Origin of the sequence: Nesterenkonia lutea (assembly GCF_014873955.1) — a bacterium.
Taxonomy (GTDB): Bacteria; Actinomycetota; Actinomycetes; order Actinomycetales; family Micrococcaceae; genus Nesterenkonia; species Nesterenkonia lutea.
This window is the reverse complement of sequence record NZ_JADBED010000002.1, coordinates 56362-75299: the sequence shown is the minus strand read 5'-3', so window position 1 is coordinate 75299 and position 18938 is coordinate 56362. Positions and strand designations below refer to the sequence as shown.

The window sequence follows — 18938 nt, the reverse complement described above, 5'->3', positions numbered from 1 at the left end:
CTGGAAAGGATGTCCGATGACTCGCTCCAATCCTCCCGTCGAGGAAGCCGACGAGAACGATCTCGAAGTCGGGGAGCCCAAGGCCTGGGCCGCCGGCCTGCCCGGTGTCTATCACTCCATGCAGCCGGCACTGAAGCACATGGGCGCGGAACGAAGCGCGCGCACGCTGCTGAGGATGAACCAGAAGCAGGGGTTCGACTGCATGAGCTGCGCATGGCCGGATCCCTCTGGCGAACGCAGCACCTTCGAGTACTGCGAAAACGGCGCCAAGGCCGTCACCTGGGAGGCGACACCGGTCACGGTCGCCTCGGAGTTCTGGGCCGAACACCCGATCAGTGAGCTGCGTGAACGCTCCGAGTACTGGCTGGGAATGCAGGGTCGACTCACAGAGCCGGTCTACAAGGCGCCGGGTGAGGATCACTATCAGCCCGTGAGCTGGGACAAGGCGCTCACGCTGATCTCCGAGAAGCTCAAGAGCCTTGCTTCCCCGAACGAAGCTGCGTTCTACACCAGTGGTCGCGCCTCAAACGAGGCCGCCTTCATCTATCAGCTGTTCATCCGCGGATTCGGCACCAACAACCTGCCTGACTGTTCGAACATGTGTCACGAATCCTCCGGCGTCGCCATGGGCGAGACGATCGGCATCGGCAAGGCGACCGTGGCCTACAACGACTACCTCGAGTGCGATCTGATGATCGTGATCGGCCAGAATCCCGGCACCAACCACCCCCGCATGCTCAGCGCGATGGAGAAGCAGAAGGAGAACGGCGGCCAGATCGTCGCGATCAACCCTCTGCCCGAGGCGGGGCTGCGAAGGTTCAAGAATCCACAGAAGCCCAAGGGTGTTCTCGGCCGCGGAACTGATCTGGCCGACCAGTTTCTCCAGATCCGGGCGGGCGGAGACATGGCGCTGCTCCAGGCGATCTCCAAGCGGGTGCTTGAAGCTGAAGACCAGAACCCCGGCTCAGTGCTGGACCACGACTTCATCGCCCAGCACTGCGAAGGCCTGGACACGCTTCGCGCACACCTCGCACACCTGGACGAGCAGACGGTGCTCGAGGCCACGGGGCTGCGCTCGGACGCGATCGATGAACTCGCCGACCGCTACATCAACGCCGAGAAGGTCATCATCACCTGGGCGATGGGCGTCACGCAGCAGAAGAACGGTGTGGGCACGATCAAGGAGATCATCAACCTGCTCCTGCTGCGCGGCAACATCGGTCGTCCGGGTGCCGGCGCATCGCCGATCCGGGGGCACTCCAACGTGCAGGGTGATCGCACCATGGGAGTGTGGGAGCAGATGCCGCCGTCGTTCCTGGACGCGCTCGGCAAGGAGTTCTCGTTCGAACCCCCGCGGGATCACGGTGTCGACTCGGTCGCCGCCGTCCGAGGGATGCGCGACGGCGAGATCAAGTTCTTCCTCTCGCTGGGCGGAAACTTCGCGGGCGCGATGTCGGACACCGCGGCCACTGAGGCAGCGATGCAGAACCTCGAGATGAACGTGCAGATCTCGACGAAGCTCAATCGCTCGCACACCGTCCTCGGTGAGGAAGCGCTCATCCTGCCGACGCTGGGTCGCACTGAGGTCGATCACCGGGCGACCGGGCCCCAGTTCGTCTCGGTGGAGGACACTGTCTGCGCCGTCCACTCCTCACAGGGAACGGTGGAACCGGTGGCGCCTGGACTGCTGTCCGAGGTCGCCATCATCAGTCGACTTGCACACGCGACCCTGGGCGACCGGGTCGCTGCTGACTGGCAAGGGTTCGAGGACGACTACGACCGCATCCGCGACCACATCTCCCACGTGGTGCCCGGCTGTGAGAACTACAACAGGCGCATTCGCGAGAAGGACGGCTTCCTGCTGGCGAACGGGCCGCGCGACTCCCGCACGTTCAACACCCCCAGCGGCAGAGCGATGATGACCGCGAATGAACTCGACCCGATGCAGTGCCCTCCCGGACGCCTGATTCTGCAGACCCTGCGCTCACACGACCAGTTCAACACCACCATCTACGGCTACAACGATCGCTACCGCGGCATCAAGAAGGGCCGTCATGTCGTCTTTGTGAACCCTGAAGACCTCGCGCAGCTGGGTTTCAGCGACGGCGACCTCCTCGATGTGCACGGCGAGTACGAGGACGGCAAGGATCGTGTGCTGCGCAGCTTCCGCGCGGTGTCCTACCCGACGGCCCGCGGATGCGCCGCCGTGTACTACCCGGAGGGAAACGTCCTGGTGCCCCTTGATGACACGGTCCAGGGAAGCAACACCCCGGTCTCGAAGGGAGTCATCATCCGATTGGAGCCCGCGGCGGACGGTCCCTCCGGTGGCAGCGAGGAGAACAGCCAAAGGAACATGCCGGCAGCCGTGTGAGCCCGACCATAGCCGCTCTGTGCGGGGAGCAGGGCCGAGTTTTTACCGTCAAACCAACTGCTAATCACGTAATCATCTCAGGAGCTCTGGAGGAGACGCCGCCGATCCCCGATAGGATAAACCCATGTTGCGTTGGCTGACCTCTGGAGAATCACACGGCAAGTCCCTGATTGGCATCATCGAAGGCCTGCCTGCTGGCGTGGAGCTGAACACCAGCCACATCGACAAGACACTGGCCCGACGTCGTCTCGGTTACGGCCGCGGTGCGCGTATGAAGTTCGAGCGGGATAAGGTGCAGCTCCTGGCCGGAGTTCGGCATGGGACCACCATGGGCGGGCCTCTCACCATCGAAATCGCCAACACCGAATGGCCCAAATGGGAGAAGGTTATGTCCGCCGATCCGGTGGACCCCGCTGAGATCGAAGGTCAGGCCCGCAGCGCGCCGCTGACCCGACCGCGCCCCGGGCACGCCGACTACCCCGGCATGCAGAAGTATGGATTCACCGAAGCTCGGTCGGTGTTGGAGCGCGCCTCCGCCCGGGAAACAGCCACCCGCGTGGCACTAGGCACCGCCGCCAGCCAATTACTGAACGCACTGGGTATCACCACCGTCTCCCACACCGCCGCGGTGGGCGCCGTCTCTGTCCCTGAGGATTCCGGGCTGCCCACCGCAGCCGATGTAGAGGTTTTGGACGCCGATCCCCTCCGCTGCTTCCATCCGCAGACCTCAGAGGCGATGGTCGCGGAAGTCGACGCCGCCCACAAAGCGGGCGAGACGCTGGGCGGGCTGGTAGAGGTCATCGTCGACGGCGTCCCGCCGGGGTTGGGCAGTTACGTGCACTGGGACCGCCGGCTGGACTCCCGGCTGGCAGGAGCGCTCATGAGCATACAGGCCATCAAAGGCGTGGAGATCGGCGACGGGTTCCGCACTGCCGCCCGACGCGGTTCTGAGGCCCACGACGAGATCGCCCTCAACGACGAGGGCCGGGTGATACGCACGACCAACCGCGCCGGCGGGATCGAAGGCGGCATGAGTAATGGAGAGTCGGTTCGAGTGCGCGCGGCTATGAAGCCGATCGCCACCGTTCCCCGCCCCCTGCGGACCGTGGATACCGCCACCGGTGAAGCCACGACCGCCCACCATCAGCGCTCCGATGTCTGCGCGGTCCCGGCCGCCGGCGTCGTGGCCGAAGCGATGGTCAGCCTGGTGATTGCCCAAGCCGTGCTGGAGAAGTTCGGCGGCGACAGCCTGGCAGAAGTTAAGCGCAACCTTGCCAGCTACCTAAAGAACCTCCCCCCACTGGGCGCCAACCCACAAGCTGCAGGGCACGACGGAGACCCTATCCCTTCCCTGACTAAAGGAGGAGTCTAAGGCGTTTGGCCCCGCTAATGCAGCGGGGCCTACGCCTGGTTTCGCATCACCGTTTGCTCCACATTGACGCTATGGTTTCAAAGCCCACCCCCCAGTTCTCCTTAGGTATTTCCTGAATCACGACGTTGGTGCTCTGAGGCGCGCGCCCCATTTCTTCATCGAGCGCTTCAACAATACGTTTCATTACGGCGCGTTTCTGGTCATCACTATAGTCATTTTCGGCGACCTGAACGTGTACGTAGGGCATCTGTTCCTCCTGTTTAGTATTACGAGCAAATGGGTGATTCGGCGCGATCAACGTCTATGACAATCTTGCCTACGTAGGCCTTGTTCACAAACGCCCGCTGCGCCTCAATCAGTTCACCGAGTGGATATATAGCCGCTATCCGCGGCCTTAGGACACCTGCCTCGGCGTAGCGGACTAGATTCTGCAGAGCCTCGGGCCGGGCGGTGGCCTGACCGGTCATCCTCAGGTCAGCGTAGATCAGCTCACGAAGATCTAACTTCACTAGCGGGCCAGCGATAGCGCCAGCGGCGACGTAATGTCCGCCCGGTTCGAGGTTCGACAACATGGCAGGGAAACTCGGACCGCCCACCACGTCGAGGATGACATGCAGTTGTTTTTCTCCGACGGTGCGACGGAGTTCGCCAACGAGGTCGGCCTCGCGTTCGATGACATGGTGTGCCCCCCGCGCACGGACTTCCTCGTGCTTCGCGGCACTTGCGACCGCCACCACAGTGGCACCGCGCATCGCGGCCAACTCAACATTCGCCAATCCGACTCCACCTGAGGCACCGGTAACCAGTACCCGCTGCGTGGAATTTACATCCGCACGCAGCTGCATTTCCTCAGCTGTCTGATAGGCAGCAGGTAAGCATGCCAGTTCCGCAAAGGTCAAAGTGCAACTACGGTCTACCGGTAGGGCATACTCCGCTGGCACGGTTAGATACTCGGCAAACCCGCCGTCACGGCCTTTCCCAAGCAGAGTTCGCAGCTGAGCGTGAGGAGGCCGTGCTGGGTCACGCAAAAAGGGGTCAACGACAACGGGCTGGCCGTGCGCTAGGCCAATCACACCTTCCCCGACTGTCTCTATGGTTCCAGATGCTCCAGCTCCTTGGATTCGGGGAAAAGTCAGTTCCGGGTTTCGCCCAGGCTCCTCACGGTCCTGGTGGTACCAGGCCGTGCGCGTAGCAATATCCGTATTATTGACTGTCGAGGCGCGCACTTTCACCAACACTTCGTGCGGCGATACGTCGGGCCGCTTAACGTCTGAACGATATCGTAGCGCGTCATAGTCTCCGTAACCGGTGAGAACAAACGCTCTCATTAGAATCTCCTCAGTTGTTTGTCGCCAACGTTTCACAATGGTTCTGGGGAACTTGGTGGCGGTTGTCTAGCCGCCGATACGCTAGACACCAGCACTCCAGCAATCACGAAAGCTCCCCCCGTCAAATCCGCGACCGTGACTTTATAGCCAAAGACAACAGCGAGGCCCACCGACGAGAAGACCGCCAAATTCAAGAACACTCCTGCGTGTCCGGAAGGCGTTAGACGCAATGCAATGCTCCACAAGACGTAGCAGGCCACCGATGGCACCAGGGCGATGAATAGAAGAGCCCAGCCTGTCGCGCTCCGAGAAGGTGCCTCGATACCGAAGAGCGCAACGAACGGAAGCATCACCAGTACAGCGATCGCGGCCTGTACTGCGACTGCTGTGATCGGGGGGACGCCAGGCACACGACCCCAAATCGAATAGAGGCTCCAGGCGACGACCACGCCGACCATATACACATGACCTCTACTGAAATCCGTGAGAAACAGGGCCTCTGTATTCCCCCCGGAGATCACAATGATCACCCCCACGAGGCTGACCCCGATACCTATCACCAACCGAGCGTTTAGGCGTTCTCCGGCCATTAATGCGCCGAGGACAGCCAACACAGCAGGAGTCGACGCCCCGACCATAGAGGCAGGCACCGGCTCGATCAGTTCGAGCGCAGAGTACATCAGCATCGCGTACATCAGCATGCCCAGGCATGAAAGCAACAACAGTTGCGGCAGGGCCTTAGCTATGGCAAGGAGTTCCGGACGCTCCGCCACCCAAGCGATCAATACAAGTGGCAGAAGGGCTCCCACCCAGCGCAGAAACGTGAGAGAGAAGGGCGAGATATCATCCACGACAAGGGCTGCGGTCGGGTAGTGCCCACCCCACAGGGCTACGCATACAACTAAGAGGGCCGCAGTGCGGCCGGAAACTCGCATGCGTATCTACTCGTCGTAGACCAGTCCGATGTCACCGTATTCGCCGGTAGAGATACCCCACAACATCTCAATGTCCTCATCCCCGTCGTTGAGCACCGCGTGGACCGTGCCGGCGGGGATATAGATCGCCGTTCCAGGTCTCACGCGTACACGATCGTCGTTGAGGTGGACCAAACCGGCACCTTTAATAAAGTAGTACCATTCGCTGCCGCGGGGGTGGTGGTGGCGAAGATGGTAATCACCCGGCGACATCTTCCCTAACCCCAGATTTACGTCCTTCGAGCCCGTGTTGGTGGCACCCAAGAGACCCTGAATCCTTCCCTCGTCACGGGGGTCTACGCCGGCGTCGCTGTCAACGGGTCCATGACCGATCTTGTGATAGCCCTCCTCGGTGGCATGGGCCACCAATGGATGGCGCTCTACGAAGCTCACTTCTGCAGAGGGTTCCGACATACGCTTCTTCTTTCCAGTAGTGGGCGGGGTCATCGCCGATTGAGGCGCGTGAGGAATGCCTGCGTGCGGGCTTGCTGGGGGTGGAGCAAGACGTCCCGAGCTGGTCCGGTTTCCACGATCCTTCCCTCATCCATAAAGACCACACGATCCGCGACTTCCAGCGCGAAGTCCATCTCGTGGGTAGCGACGACCATGGTCAGATCTTCGGTGGCTAGTTGTCGCATGATGGTGATCACTTCTCCCACCATCTCCGGATCGAGAGCGGCGGTCACCTCGTCGAAGAGCATGACCTCAGGCTTCATGGCCAGCGCGCGCGCGATAGCTACGCGTTGCTTCTGGCCTCCAGACAGGTGCCTCGGACTGACGTCCAGCTTGTCCCCCAAACCAAACTTCTCCAGCAGCACCGCACCCCGCTCTTTGGCCTCTGCGGGGGGCGTCTGCTGCACAGTTGTAGGACCCAGGACGACGTTCTGGATTGCTGTTAGGTGAGGGAAGAGGTTGAAGTGTTGAAACACCATGCCCACACGTGCACGGTGTTTATTTATCTCCTTCTCAGTCATTTTTATCTGCTGCTTACCTCCTTCCGGCACATCTGAAAGCGTGGTCCCGCCGATCGTCACGCGTCCCGATGTCAGCGGGGCAAGCAGATTCACGGTACGTAGAAGTGTCGATTTACCCGAGCCAGAAGGGCCAATAAGGGCGACGACTTCCCGAGGTTGAATGGTCAGGTCAGCCCCGCTCAGCGCATGAACGTTCCCGAACCGCATATGAATGTCTTCCAAGAAAATGGCCGCCGTTGCGGCAGCCGAATCAAGGCTCATGTTGCTCCCATCGGCAATCGGGGTGATCGGGGCGGATGTCATTTCCGACATAGTCATCTCTCACTCAATAGCTGGGCTCCAGCGGCGTTCCACCCCACGCATTGCAAACACGACAGCGGAGACCACTAAGAAGTAGAAAATTGCCACCAGGGTGTAAGCCTCAAGCGGGCGGAAAGTATGGGTTTGAACTACATTCCCACGATGCAAAATATCCAGTACTCCGATGTAGGAGACCAACGCTGTGTTCTTGACAATCACGACGAACATGCCAGCGAAGGGGGCAATGAGTCGCCGCCACGCCTGCGGCAAAATGACTTTAGTCATCGTCTGTCGCGCCGACATACCCAAGGACCGGGCGGCTTCGGATTGACCCGAGGCCATCCCGATAATCCCCCCACGGGTGATGTCGGCAAGGTACGCGCTCGCATTGAGTCCAATGGCGACGATACCGGCGGTCACCCCATCGATTGTCTGCCCAGAAACAATTGGCAACGCATAATATAGCCAAACCACTTGCACCAAGACCGGAATGTTGCGAAACACCTCGACGTAGACACGAATCAGCCATTGCAGAGGGCGCCACGAACGGACTAGCAGCACACCCAAGGGCATACCCAGAACTATCCCCCCGGCGATCGCAGAAAGCGCAATGAAGAGCGTCAACGGAACGCCTGATGCTACATACGGCGCGTACTCCTGCACCACCGACCAGTCGAATTCATACACAGATAGCTACCTTTCGTCGGGCTAGAGATAACCGGTTTGGGCCGATCGCCGTTTTGCGGTTCGACAAGACGTTCCAGCACTCACTCGGAAGCCTCGACGCCGATTAGCTCGTACTTCTCAATTAGGTCTTCGATCACGCCTTCGTCTTTAAGGCGCTCGGCCTGGTAGCTCATCACCTCAAGAAGTTCATCGTTTCCTGGGGGCACGGTGATCCCCTGGACGGATGTTCCCCAAGCACTATCGACAGTCTCCAAGGGATAACCTTCGATGGAAGCGAGGAGGTAGTCACGAACTCCGGCCATGGCGTCAGCCTGACCGTTCTGGACGGCGAGCAGAACTCCGCCCACGTCCTGTACGCGGAGAATCTCGGCATTCTCCACGAGCGGAGTCAGTGCTTCATCTGTGTTAGATCCGGTAGTCACGCCGATGGTGTTTCCCTCGACGTCAAGGGCATCGAAATCCGGAAGTTCTTCAGTTTCGCCCTCACGTACGGCGAAAGTGAAGTCAGCCTCGAGAAGGTCCTCCGTGAAGTCCGACTGAGTTTCACGTTCCTCGGTTTTTCCCACAAAGGTAAAGTCATACTTGTCGGCTTCAAGACCTAATACGATGGTGGGCCACGTGCTTTCGCTGAAGACGATATCAACTCCGATGTCCTCAGCAATATCGCGAGCGACGTCCACATATAGGCCTTCGATCTCGTCGTTGGTAGGGTTCCGCGACGAATAATCGGTCAGTTGGGCCCATCCGAAACGCAGTTCGTCCATCCCCTCAGGGAGCTCGGGACCTTCATAATCCGCGCCGTCGCTGTCGATCTCCTCGACGTCAGTGCCGCCCGCGCCTGGATCTGGATCTTCAGACCCGCCCTGGGTGGTTTGTCCGCCGCAGCCGGCGATCGCGGTAAGCCCCAGAAGGGCAATAGATACAGAAAGTGGACGATAACGTGCTGTCATGACGGTTTCTCCTGGATTATTTGGGATTGTCCCCGGTGATTACAGGACGCATTTATGTTTGTCGCGGTCTGGTGGATTAGCTTAGGCTAGCGCGAGTAATCGCGTTTGGGAGGACCTACTACGCGGCACAACGAAGTTTTATTGCGCTACTTATGAACGATTCTTCGTCCTAAATGTTCCACACGGAGCACGGCTACGGCATAAGGACTTCGCTGTGAAGACGAGAGAACGCGGTCACGTCCACCCCTCGGATCACGACCCTGCGAATAGCCCCCGTTCGGGTCAGGACGGAAATGTCCGAAAGAGGATCTCCCTCTACTAGGAGCAAGTCAGCTGCCTTCCCTTCCTCGACCGCACCGATACTCTCGCTCACCCCCAGCAACTCGGCCGAGTACACCGAGGAGGTCCTCAGTGCCTGCGATGGCGTCATACCGGCCTGGACGTAGAGCGCTAGCTCACGGGCGTGCCGACCGAACTCGCAGACGTTTCCGGAACTGTCCGTGCCAAACGCGATCTTCACACCAGCCTGGTGTGCCTTCGCCACCTGCTCGATCTGGTGATCGAGAATGTCTCCCATGGCTCGCTGCGCTTCGGGACTGACGACGCTTCCTGGTGGCTTATCTCTTACTTCCGCTGAAATAAGGAGAGTGGGGACCAAGTAGGTTCCCTGCTCCACCATTACCTCGCGGAGTTCGTCATCCAGATATGTGCCGTGTTCGATACTGTCCACGCCCGCGAAAAGCGACCGTCGGATGCCTTCCCGCGAATGCGCATGGGCGGCAACCGGAAGACCCAAAGAGTGCGCTTCGTCGACGATCGCGCCGAGCTCCTCCACGGTATAGTTGGGCCACTCTGGTTTGTCCCCGTGAGACATGAGACCGCCTGAGGCCATGACTTTGATGAAGTCCGCGCCCTGGGCCGCTTGCATGCGCACCAGCTTGCGGCATTCATAGGGACCGTCCGCCGTGTCGTAGGGTTGCCGAGTGACGCCCTTCATGATGAACATGTCCCCGTGCCCACCGGTGGCGGTGACCCACCATGGCGCAACTTTGAGACGAGGGCCGATATACGAGCCCCTCTCGATGAGGTCGCGCAGTTCCGCCTCAGCACTATTCCGGTGACCGATGACGCGCAGTGTTGTCACTCCAGCGCCGAGCGCCTTGATCGCATTCCGATAGCCATGAAGAGCCTTCTCCGCCGGTTCCGCGTTAGCACGGAAATCTGCGTTGGAGCGTGGCTGATGAGCCTCCGAAGGCGTTGTCAGGTGCACGTGGGCGTCGATTAGACCGGGAATAAGAGTGCACCCAGTACCGTCAATCACCTCGGCGTCAGTCTGCGTCGGTGCTGCCCCCGGGTTCGTGATCGAGACAATTCGGTCCTCACGAACCACAAGGTCCTGGACCTGAGCGCTTTCGCCGCCCGTCCACACCGCGGCTCCTCGAATCAATAAATCGCTACTCATGGCCCCTCACCTCGCCATTTCCATAGGCACGGCCTGCGGGAACCACATCGCCCGCTGTGCATACAGCAGCGGCGTGGAGACATCACCAGGGAGAATGTCATCAATATGTCCGACAACTAGTGCGTGATCGCCAACCTCAATGACGTTTTCAACTCGACAGTGTGCGTAACCAAACACGCCTTCCGAGAGCATTGCACCGCTATAGCCTGTGTCTCCGCCGGGACTGTGCCACAGCACTCCAGCGAACTTATCCTCAGCTTTGGTGGCGAACCTACGCACGGCGCTCTCTCCGCCTAGTCCCATGGCGTTCACCCCAAATTCACCCGAGCGCCGGATTTGCTTTAGCGTATTGGAGGTGGTCATGAAGGAGATCAGCAACGAGGGAGGCGAATCGGAGAGGGCCATTACGGCAGTGCAAGTGGAACCAGTAGGCGTACCCGCGAGGGTCTGAGTGGTAACGATGCAGACTTCGGCGGGGTACCTCCCGAAGAACTCTCCGAATTCCCATGTCTGGGGCGCTTGCGTGCTTGTCATTCGTTCCATCAGTCCATTCCTCTATACTTTTCGTGGGGCTCAGGTCGAAAGCCCACGAGAGAGCCCTCTACTTCACGGACCCAGAAGGGGTTGCGGAGGAGAGCCCGACCGATTCCAACGATGTCGCAGGCTCCCTCGTTAATGAGAGCATCGGCGTCACCGATCGTATTGACTCCTCCTACGCCAACTGTTGCGATGCCTGCCTGCTCGCGGATCGCAGCAGCCAGGGCGGGTTGTTTTACGCTGTGAGCTCCGATTGGGCTCGAAGTCAGCCCTCCGGAGGTAACGTCGATGAGGGTCACGCCCTCGTCCCGCAGCCACTTCGCAACCTGTACGGAATCTTCTAGTTCATTTCCCCCTTCGACCAGGTCGGTCGCCGAAAGTCGAACCGATAGCGGCATGTCTTCACCCAAGTCCTTGCGCACGGCGCGAACTACCTCAAGTAGCAGACGGGCACGGCCCGCCAGATCGCCGCCATACTCGTCCTGACGTGTATTCGCCGCTGCGGACAGGAACTCGTGCAGCAAGTAACCGTGCGCGCCATGTATCTCGATGAAATCTACGCCGGCCGCCACGGCTCGACGCGAGGCGGCGACGAACGCTTCAATAATTCCGGGAATTTCACTGATCTCTAAGGCACGCGGTACCGGGGATTCGGGGTTAAAGGGAATTGCGCTGGGTGCGATCGTGTCATGGGCGGCCGCTTCCTCGATCCCGTCGACGAGAAAAGCCTTACGGGCGCAATGACCAATCTGGACGCCAACAGTAGCTCCGTTGGTGTGGCAGAAGTCAATGACTCTCTTGAAAGGTGCGACCTGCGCGTCGTCATACAGCCCTAGCCCTCCGTTGCCCAGGCGCCCGTCGGGGAGCACGGCCGTGTCTTCGAGCATGATGACACCGACGTTGCCCACCGAACGGGATCCGTAGTGGACCAAGTGCCAGTCATTGGGCCTGCCGTCACCATTAGCCCGGTGTTGGCACATGGGCGACATCATGATGCGATTGCGCACCTTTAGTGTTCCGATGCTCGCCGGAGCCAAGGTGGTGGAGACGTCGACGGAATCTACCTCTGTCACTCCGCTCATGCCGTGACCCCCGACGCAGTCTGCTTCGCGCTGGCATTCAGGCCAAACTCCGGCGTGGCCTGCTGTTCAGCACCCGGTTTGATCCCGAACTCTGGGAATACGTGTTTCGCGAGGGTCTCCATGGTCCCGATGACGTCATCGACTTTGCCTCCGGTGGCGCTCATCGTCATGACTGCGTCCACACCCAACGATTCGTAGTACTTGAACCGCTGAATCGCCTTTTCGGGGGTGGTGATGATCGGGTCATCATAGTCTTCGTAGATATTGTCAAGCGGTATGTCGAACTCCACCGGCTTGATGGACCCGCCCTTGACCTGGATGTCATCATTATCCACACGGTCACCCAGGCGGTTGGAGCCCTCAGAACGCTTGTACTGGGACATGTAGTAGGACCAGTGCCGGTAGAAATCGTCCACGTGCTTTAGCGCCTTAGATTCATCCTCGTCGACGAAGATGCGTCGCAGTAGCATGATTTCGCCTCGGCCGCTGGGAGACTCGAGCGAAGACTCGTTGAACCAGTTGAGCATTTTTTCGAGATCGCCATGCGGGGCGAAAGTGCCGAAGTTCGGGCTGGTGACGACATTGTGGCCCGCTTTGGCCGCCGCCCGCATACCTCGTTCAGACTGCGCGGAAACCCACAGTTTCGGGTGAGGCTCCTGAAGAGGCTTCGGAATGATGGTGACCTCATCAAAGGACCAAAACTCTCCGTCGTGGCTGATGTCGACACCGGTCCAGGCGTCCTTCATAATGGCGAACGCCTCTTCGTACATTTCGCGATTCTTGGAAAAATCGAGTCCCAGACGATCAAATTCGTACTTGTTCGCCCCGCGCGCCACCCCAACTTCAAGGCGACCACCGGTGATGTGGTCCACCATGGCGACCTCTTCAGCCAGGGCCAGCGGGTGGTAGTAAGGCAGCACTAGCACGCCAGTGTGCACTTTTAGCCGTTTGGTGTGCTGAGCAACCAACGTCGCGCACTGCAGGGCGGAAGGATTGGCGATGTAGTTGAAGAAGTGGTGCTCGGGGAACGAGATTCCCTCGAACCCGAGTTCGTCGGCGGCCTGGGCGATATCCTTGACTTCGGCGAGGAGCTCCCCATAGGGACGGCTGATATCCGGCATAAAAAACGGGTAACTGGTCCAGAATTTCACTCGAGTTCCTCCATTGTTGGTCAGTACTTCGTGCGGTGGTGATTCACAGCTTGTACCTGTCCCGAGGAGGGGTCTACAGCCGATCGGTCCAAGTTGGGCGTAGTCTTTCGTCTGATGAGCTGAATGACCCTGTAGGCTAGCGGACATGACGGAGGAAAGAGCCCACGTGCCTTCCCGCGCCGACGAGGCTTCCAGACAGCCGCCGTGGGCAAGTGCCAGTCGGGTGCTCAACGTCCTGGAAGAGATCGCCCGCGAAGCTAGCAGTGGTCAGGAACCACTCGATGTGCTCCGAGGCGTTGTTTCGTCGGTAGTGCAACACGGCCCGTGGAGTATTTGCTGGGCCGGTCTCATCGACGAGAGGACAGACCGGTTCTATGTCCATGCCGACGCCGGCTTCGCCGACCACGACCCTCCGCTCCCTTTCGAACACTGGAGAGCGTCTACGACAGTTTCGTGGCTAGCAATACGGCAGCGATCTCCCTTCGTTCTTCCCGACGCTTTGCACCAGGAAAAATATCGGCTTCTGCGGACTGACGCAGAAATCCGGAGGTTCCGATCGGTACTAATCATCCCCTTGTTTCCTGGTCATGAAACCGGAGCGATCTGGTTCTGCACTCCGACTCCGCGAGCGTTTAGTGAGGATGAAAAAGCCTTCGCCCAAGTTGTAGGTTCGTTGACGAGCGTGGCATTGAGCAACGCGGCGTACCAGCGACGTCAACGCAGCCTCCTGGAACAAGAACGTCGCCAGACCGGGGAGCTGCGTCGCCTCAACGAGCTGGCTGACCGGCAGTACCAGGAGCTGCAACGCTTGTCACAGACACGATCTGCTCTACTCCGAGAACTCGTCCTGGAAGGCGGCATCGAAGGGTTGGCCGGCGTTGCCTTCAGAGCTTTAGACACTGGAGTATCCGTCATCGACCGTTTCGGGAATCCCTTGACGGAATTTTACAACAAACGGCCGCTCACAATCGCAGAACGCGATAGCATCGCGCGCGTCATGAAATCCAAAAAGGGGCTTATCATCGAGAGCGTCGAGCTTCCCGACCGGCACCTTACCGCCATTCCCATCGACTCCGGCGACACTCGTCTTGGCTACCTGTGCTGCTTCGCAGAGATCTCAACACTTGATTCAGTCAGTCAAGACTTGTTGAGCCAAGCTTCCTTACATATGACCCTCGAACTGATAAAGGACAGGGTCCGACTCGAGAGCTACACTCGTTTGTTCGGAAATTTCGTGACTGCGCTGAGTTCAGAGCAGGGGGACCTTGCTAGCCTTGAGCGTGCCGCCATTGCGGTGGGCCTCTCATTACATCGTCCAATTCGGGTCTTCCGAGGCAGGCTAAATAACTACGATTCGGTGGACGACCTACTCCTCTTTTCAAGGCACCTGCACCGTCTGCTGGGTGCTCCTTTTGATGAGAACGTCATCGTCCCGGCTGGTGACAGGGACCTGCTAATCCTGGTGCAGTGGCCTCGTCCAGACATAAAGGCGTCAGATTTTACCCACGAACTTAGACGGAGCCTCGCTCGGATGCGACGCATGGTGGGTGACGCCAGCGGCCCCGAGCGCATCGGTCTCACGATAGGAATCGGTCCCCTTGCCGTCGGACCGGCGGAGCTCCGAATTGCGGAGAAGGAAGCCAGACAATCTTTGGAGATTGCTGAGTCTATGGGGATCGTGGACGACGATGTAGATCTACATTCAGTGGGCGCCTACTCGCTACTTACAGCCCTGTCCGCCTCGCAAGCCGAGGCGTTCGCGGACCGGTACCTCGGGCCGGTCAGGGACTATGACCTGCGACATGGCTCCGAGCTTGAAGCTACCCTGGCGACCTATATGGGCACAGGGGGAGGGATTACTACTACTGCCGACAAGCTTCACATACACGTGTCAACCCTGAAATACCGCCTAAAACGGATCGGGGATTTGACCGGAATGTCGTTATCTGACCCGGAACATTACGTTTGCTTCGCCCTGTCGTGTCGCATTGCACATTTACGCGCGGTTACTCGGTTTTGAAGGTCCATATCGAATCACGCCTTTAGCGGCGCGGAGGACACAGATCCTATCGACGGCCACGTGGATGTAGTCGAAACCCATCCGTTGGCGCCCTGTGTTGTGGACTTCCCGGGTCTGGCCTGTCTCTGGTCCGCCGCCGCCACCAGCGGGGACGCCCCCAAACTTCTTCACGTCCAGGGTCTGCCGCACCGATAGGCGACCTTTGACCTGATCCCCAGCTTGGTTTCCACCAGACGGCGCTAGGCGATGTCCTTCGGGGGAGGCTGATCAACGTGCCACGCCCCTACCCTCCAGAGTTCCGGGTCCGCGCCATCGCACTGGTCTGCGAGGGCCGACAGGTCTAAATAGACCGCGGTCGGCCTTGGAAGCCACGAGGTCACGCTGCACTCCTGGCTCCGCCAGGACGACACCGGTCATGGTCTCCGCCCAGGCCCCAGGAATCAGCTGAACTGCGCGCGGCCCGGGCCAGGGTTCGACAGCTCGAGCAAAGATCTCGATCCTGCGACGAGCATCGGCCTGGCTAGACCAGAAGCCTCTCGGCGCAAAAGAGCGCACCCGGGGATCGACCGTCTCGTCGACACCGGGGGCCAGTGAATACGTGCTGTCGCTTGCTCGGGGTCTCCCGGCAGGGCTACTACCGCTACAGGCACCGCCCCATCAGCGCCAGGGCACTGCGCCAACGCTGACTCACAGGCACCGAACATCCCACCGGGGAAGGCAAGGTCTACTGTGCCGTGGTTCTGGACGCGTGCAGCCGCAAGATCATCGGCTGAACGATCGACTCCAAACAGGGCTCGAACCTTCGTCAATGCTCTGAATATGGCGATCCGCGCGAGAATGACCAAAGTCGGTGGGATCGTCCACGCGGATCATGGAGTCCAGTTCACCTCATGGGTAGTCACCCAGAAGGTGCGTTCAGCAGGTCTGTTGCCCTCCTTCGGGACCGTGGGTGATGGGCTGGACAATGCGATGATGGAGTCCTTCCGGTCCTCGATGCAGATCGAGCTGCTTAATCGCAAGAAATGGAGGACCCGGGTTGAGCTGGCGAACGCAATCTTCGAGTACATCGTGGTGTTCTACAACCGCCGACGCCGCCACTCCAGCCTCGCTTACGCCACTGAACCACACTGGGATTGATGGAGACTCCGGCTATAGGGATTCCACCAGGTCATTGGGTCTGGTGTTGTCATCGTAGAACAGGGCCTCGAATTCAGCCGGCGGCCGGTCACCGAGGTACCCATGGAGCCGCTCAGTGTTGTGCCAGTGCACCCACCCCAGAGTCGCCAGCTCCACATCTTCGACCGTCTTCCATGGACCGCGCTGCGTGCGCACCGGTCCTCGGATGAGCTCGGCCTTGTAGCAGCCGTTGACGGTCTCGGCCAGAGCATTGTCGTAGCTATCCCCAACGGTGCCGATCGAGGGAGTGGCCCCGATTTCGGCCAGTCTCTCGCCGTAGCGAATGGATGTGAATTGAGATCCTGCATCGCTGTGGCACCGTAGCTGCATATGCCGCGGGCCTCGAGACCAGCGGGCCATCTCGATGGCATCGAGCACCGTGTCGGTGCGCATAGTGGAAGCGACCCGCCAGCCGACGATCGTGCGGCTGAAGGCATCGATGATGAAGCAGACATAGGCCACACCGGCCCAGGTCGGCACGTAGGTCAGATCGGTGACCCAGAGCCGGTTCGGCGCGATCGCGGTGAACTCGCGGTTGACCAGATCCGGATGCCGCGGGGCTTCAGGGTCAGGTGTGGTGGTGCGGATCTTCTTGCGCCGGAGCACACCTTCGAGGCCAGCGTGGCGCATCAGTCTCGCCGTCTGATCTCTACCGATCTGCAGGCCGGCCCGGTTCGCGGTTTTCCAGAGTTTCCTGGCTCCGTAGACTCCGTAGTTCTGGGCATGGAGTTTCACCAGCTGCGGGATCAGCTCGGCATGCCTGAGGCTCCGAGCTGAGGGGGCGCGGTGTTTCGCGGCGTAGTAGGTGCTCGGAGCCACCTGCAGCATCGTGCAGATGGGCTCGACTCCGAGTCGACGGCCTTCAACAACGTCGTCCTTGTTGGCTTCGATGAAGGCGACTATCTCGGTGACTGGCGGTCGAGCTCCGCCCCGAAGAAAGTCGCGGCCCGTTTCAGAATCTCGTTGGCGCGCCGTAGTTCTCGGTTCTCTTGTTCCAGGGCTTTCTCTCGCGCGGACTGCTCGGTGCTCTGGCCCGGGGCGTGGCCGTTATCGATGTCAGCTTGGCGGACCCAGGACCGGACTGACTCAGGGCCGTAGCCCAGCTGGGTAGCGACTCGCTTCACGGTGCCGCGGTCGGTGCCCAGCTCCTTGCGCAGCTGGCGGACCATGCGGACTGCTGCGGCCTTCTCCTGCTCCGAGTATCGGCGCGTGGTCGCGTTGCCCGGGTTGATCTCTTTCGGCATGTCTCCATCATCCTTTCCAAACGATGGAGTCTCCAAGAATCCCAGTGCGGTTCACACGCCTCATGACTACGACCTCGCTCAAGCCATTCAACCGCTCACCGCCGGAAGCTAGTCACGACGAGTGGAAACCAGACTGCAGGTCACATCAAAATGTCACCTATCGGTGCGGCAGACCCTTGTTAACCTGGAACCAACTCGTTGCGGTCCAGATAGGGCCAGCCATGGGCAGCACTGACCGACCGGTGGGTAACATGGCCGTCCATGGTGTTAAGACCGGCAGACAGAGCTGGGTCAGCCGCCAGTGCGGCATCGACGCCAAGGTCGGCTAGTGCGCCCGCGTACGGCAGCGTGGCGTTCGTCAAGGCGTAAGTCGAAGTGTTGGGGACGGCTCCAGGCATGTTCCCCACACAGTAGAACTGTGTTTCATGCACCTTGAAGGTGGGATCCTCATGCGTGGTTGGATGCGAGTTCTCAAAGCAACCTCCCTGGTCTACGGCGATGTCCACCAGCACACTGCCGGGCCGCATGGCGGCGACCATAGCGTCGGTGACTAGTTTAGGGGCCCTAGCGCCGGGGATCAGAACTGAACCGATGACAAGATCAGAGTCTACGACTGCACGCTCAACCTCTAGAGCGTTGGAAACGATGGTTTTTAAGCGGCCCGCGTACTGAGCATCGAGCTGGCGGAGCCGGTCGACGTTTATGTCCATGATGCGCACCTCGGCTCCTAGGCCCACAGCCATAGCCGCGGCGTTGGTGCCGGCGGTGCCGGCGCCGAGCACCGTTACCTTCGCTTGGTGCACACCGGGCACGCCGCCCAGCAGAATGCCTTTTCCGCCGGCCGGAGCGGCCAGGGCGTTAGCGCCCGCCTGCACGGAAAGTCGACCCGCGACTTCGCTCATCGGGGCCAGTAGCGGCAACCGACGATCAGGAGTCTGGACTGTCTCGTAGGCGATTGCCGTCACGCCTGCGTCCAGCAGGGCTCGCGTCAACTTCGGCTCGGCGGCCAGATGCAGGTAAGTGAACAGCACCAACCCGTGACGGAAACGGTGATACTCGGACTCCACGGGTTCCTTGACTTTCAGGACCATGTCCGCTCGTGCCCACAGCTCGTCGGCACGAGCGACGATCGTGGCACCCGCTGTGCGGTAGTCCTCATCGTTGATCGCTGACCCGAGGCCGGCACCGGCTTCCACAAGAACCTGATGGCCCCGCTTGGTCAACTCGTGGACGCCAGGGGCAGTGATGGCAACCCGGTATTCATTGTTCTTCACCTCGCGGGGGACGGCGATGATCATGGGTGGTCCTTT

General features: G+C 60.1%; 16 protein-coding genes and 2 pseudogenes. 4 read left to right on the top strand and 14 right to left on the bottom strand.

Annotated elements, in window-relative coordinates; translation table 11 throughout:
• Positions 1-16 precede the first annotated feature (16 nt).
• Both H4W27_RS13485 and aroC read left to right on the top strand, forming a co-directional pair.
• Complete coding sequence (locus tag H4W27_RS13485) at positions 17-2371, top strand: FdhF/YdeP family oxidoreductase (RefSeq protein WP_192596686.1); 2355 nt, start codon at positions 17-19, stop codon at positions 2369-2371.
• A gap of 124 nt (positions 2372-2495) precedes the next feature.
• Entirely contained in the window at positions 2496-3743 is a 1248-nt protein-coding gene (aroC, locus tag H4W27_RS13480; RefSeq protein ID WP_192596685.1) for a chorismate synthase, read from the top strand.
• A 46-nt stretch (positions 3744-3789) separates the two neighbouring features.
• Here aroC and H4W27_RS13475 read toward each other — a convergent pair whose 3' ends face one another.
• From H4W27_RS13475 to H4W27_RS13425, 12 genes and pseudogenes are all read right to left on the bottom strand, one after another.
• Positions 3790-3990, bottom strand: coding sequence for a tautomerase family protein (locus H4W27_RS13475; RefSeq protein WP_192596684.1), 201 nt, complete (start codon positions 3988-3990; stop codon positions 3790-3792).
• 19 nt (positions 3991-4009) lie between these two features.
• The gene (locus H4W27_RS13780; RefSeq protein ID WP_264081013.1) at positions 4010-4519 is read right to left on the bottom strand and encodes a zinc-binding dehydrogenase; all 510 of its coding nucleotides are present in this window, start codon (positions 4517-4519) and stop codon (positions 4010-4012) included.
• A 147-nt stretch (positions 4520-4666) separates the two neighbouring features.
• Positions 4667-5071: pseudogene (locus H4W27_RS13985) on the bottom strand (alcohol dehydrogenase catalytic domain-containing protein); the annotation flags it as partial.
• A 32-nt stretch (positions 5072-5103) separates the two neighbouring features.
• Positions 5104-6006, bottom strand: a complete 903-nt coding sequence (locus H4W27_RS13465; protein WP_192596682.1) for a DMT family transporter — start codon at positions 6004-6006, stop codon at positions 5104-5106.
• A 6-nt stretch (positions 6007-6012) separates the two neighbouring features.
• On the bottom strand, positions 6013-6459 hold the full coding sequence (locus H4W27_RS13460) for a dimethylsulfonioproprionate lyase family protein (protein ID WP_192596681.1): 447 nt from the start codon (positions 6457-6459) through the stop codon (positions 6013-6015).
• Positions 6460-6488: 29 nt separating this feature from the next.
• The gene (locus H4W27_RS13455; protein WP_318782408.1) at positions 6489-7337 is read right to left on the bottom strand and encodes an amino acid ABC transporter ATP-binding protein; all 849 of its coding nucleotides are present in this window, start codon (positions 7335-7337) and stop codon (positions 6489-6491) included.
• Between the two features lie 3 nt (positions 7338-7340).
• Positions 7341-8006, bottom strand: coding sequence for an amino acid ABC transporter permease (locus H4W27_RS13450; RefSeq protein ID WP_192596680.1), 666 nt, complete (start codon positions 8004-8006; stop codon positions 7341-7343).
• A gap of 80 nt (positions 8007-8086) precedes the next feature.
• Positions 8087-8956, bottom strand: coding sequence for a substrate-binding periplasmic protein (locus H4W27_RS13445; protein WP_192596679.1), 870 nt, complete (start codon positions 8954-8956; stop codon positions 8087-8089).
• Between the two features lie 193 nt (positions 8957-9149).
• Positions 9150-10418 (bottom strand): metal-dependent hydrolase family protein, encoded by a 1269-nt coding sequence (locus tag H4W27_RS13440; RefSeq protein ID WP_192596678.1) that lies wholly within the window; start codon positions 10416-10418, stop codon positions 9150-9152.
• Between the two features lie 6 nt (positions 10419-10424).
• Positions 10425-10952 carry a flavin reductase family protein gene (locus tag H4W27_RS13435; protein ID WP_225939531.1) on the bottom strand — a complete coding sequence of 176 codons (528 nt, stop codon included), beginning with the start codon at positions 10950-10952 and terminating at the stop codon, positions 10425-10427.
• Between the two features lie 8 nt (positions 10953-10960).
• On the bottom strand, positions 10961-12037 hold the full coding sequence (locus tag H4W27_RS13430) for an oxidoreductase (RefSeq protein WP_192596676.1): 1077 nt from the start codon (positions 12035-12037) through the stop codon (positions 10961-10963).
• Positions 12034-13188 (bottom strand): LLM class flavin-dependent oxidoreductase, encoded by a 1155-nt coding sequence (locus H4W27_RS13425; RefSeq protein ID WP_192596675.1) that lies wholly within the window; start codon positions 13186-13188, stop codon positions 12034-12036. The genes H4W27_RS13430 and H4W27_RS13425 overlap by 4 nt, the downstream gene beginning before the upstream one ends.
• A gap of 145 nt (positions 13189-13333) precedes the next feature.
• Here H4W27_RS13425 and H4W27_RS13420 point away from each other — a divergent pair, with 145 nt between their 5' ends.
• Positions 13334-15208 (top strand): helix-turn-helix domain-containing protein, encoded by a 1875-nt coding sequence (locus H4W27_RS13420; protein ID WP_192596674.1) that lies wholly within the window; start codon positions 13334-13336, stop codon positions 15206-15208.
• Positions 15209-15480: 272 nt separating this feature from the next.
• Positions 15481-16345 (top strand): annotated as a pseudogene (locus H4W27_RS13415) (DDE-type integrase/transposase/recombinase).
• A 12-nt stretch (positions 16346-16357) separates the two neighbouring features.
• Here the strand turns inward: H4W27_RS13415 and H4W27_RS13410 are convergent.
• Positions 16358-17628 (bottom strand): IS3 family transposase gene (locus H4W27_RS13410; protein WP_192596673.1). Its coding sequence is split into 2 segments (ribosomal slippage): positions 16358-17325 and positions 17325-17628, totalling 1272 coding nucleotides; the frame shifts between segments, so codons are not numbered across the junction.
• Positions 17629-17807: 179 nt separating this feature from the next.
• Positions 17808-18926: an alanine dehydrogenase gene (gene ald / locus H4W27_RS13405; RefSeq protein ID WP_192596672.1), complete on the bottom strand. Its 1119-nt coding sequence runs from the start codon at positions 18924-18926 to the stop codon at positions 17808-17810.
• Positions 18927-18938: the final 12 nt, after the last annotated feature.

Excerpts from the sequence above, each read along its gene's own strand:
- H4W27_RS13485 (WP_192596686.1), top strand. The coding sequence starts at position 17 with ATGACTCGCTCCAATCCTCCCGTCGAGGAAGCCGACGAGAACGATCTC.
- aroC (WP_192596685.1), top strand. The coding sequence starts at position 2,496 with ATGTTGCGTTGGCTGACCTCTGGAGAATCACACGGCAAGTCCCTGATT.
- H4W27_RS13475 (WP_192596684.1), bottom strand. The coding sequence starts at position 3,990 with ATGCCCTACGTACACGTTCAGGTCGCCGAAAATGACTATAGTGATGAC.
- H4W27_RS13465 (WP_192596682.1), bottom strand. The coding sequence starts at position 6,006 with ATGCGAGTTTCCGGCCGCACTGCGGCCCTCTTAGTTGTATGCGTAGCC.
- H4W27_RS13460 (WP_192596681.1), bottom strand. The coding sequence starts at position 6,459 with ATGTCGGAACCCTCTGCAGAAGTGAGCTTCGTAGAGCGCCATCCATTG.
- H4W27_RS13455 (WP_318782408.1), bottom strand. The coding sequence starts at position 7,337 with ATGACTATGTCGGAAATGACATCCGCCCCGATCACCCCGATTGCCGAT.
- H4W27_RS13445 (WP_192596679.1), bottom strand. The coding sequence starts at position 8,956 with ATGACAGCACGTTATCGTCCACTTTCTGTATCTATTGCCCTTCTGGGG.
- H4W27_RS13440 (WP_192596678.1), bottom strand. The coding sequence starts at position 10,418 with ATGAGTAGCGATTTATTGATTCGAGGAGCCGCGGTGTGGACGGGCGGC.
- H4W27_RS13435 (WP_225939531.1), bottom strand. The coding sequence starts at position 10,952 with ATGACAAGCACGCAAGCGCCCCAGACATGGGAATTCGGAGAGTTCTTC.
- H4W27_RS13430 (WP_192596676.1), bottom strand. The coding sequence starts at position 12,037 with ATGAGCGGAGTGACAGAGGTAGATTCCGTCGACGTCTCCACCACCTTG.
- H4W27_RS13420 (WP_192596674.1), top strand. The coding sequence starts at position 13,334 with ATGACGGAGGAAAGAGCCCACGTGCCTTCCCGCGCCGACGAGGCTTCC.
- ald (WP_192596672.1), bottom strand. The coding sequence starts at position 18,926 with ATGATCATCGCCGTCCCCCGCGAGGTGAAGAACAATGAATACCGGGTT.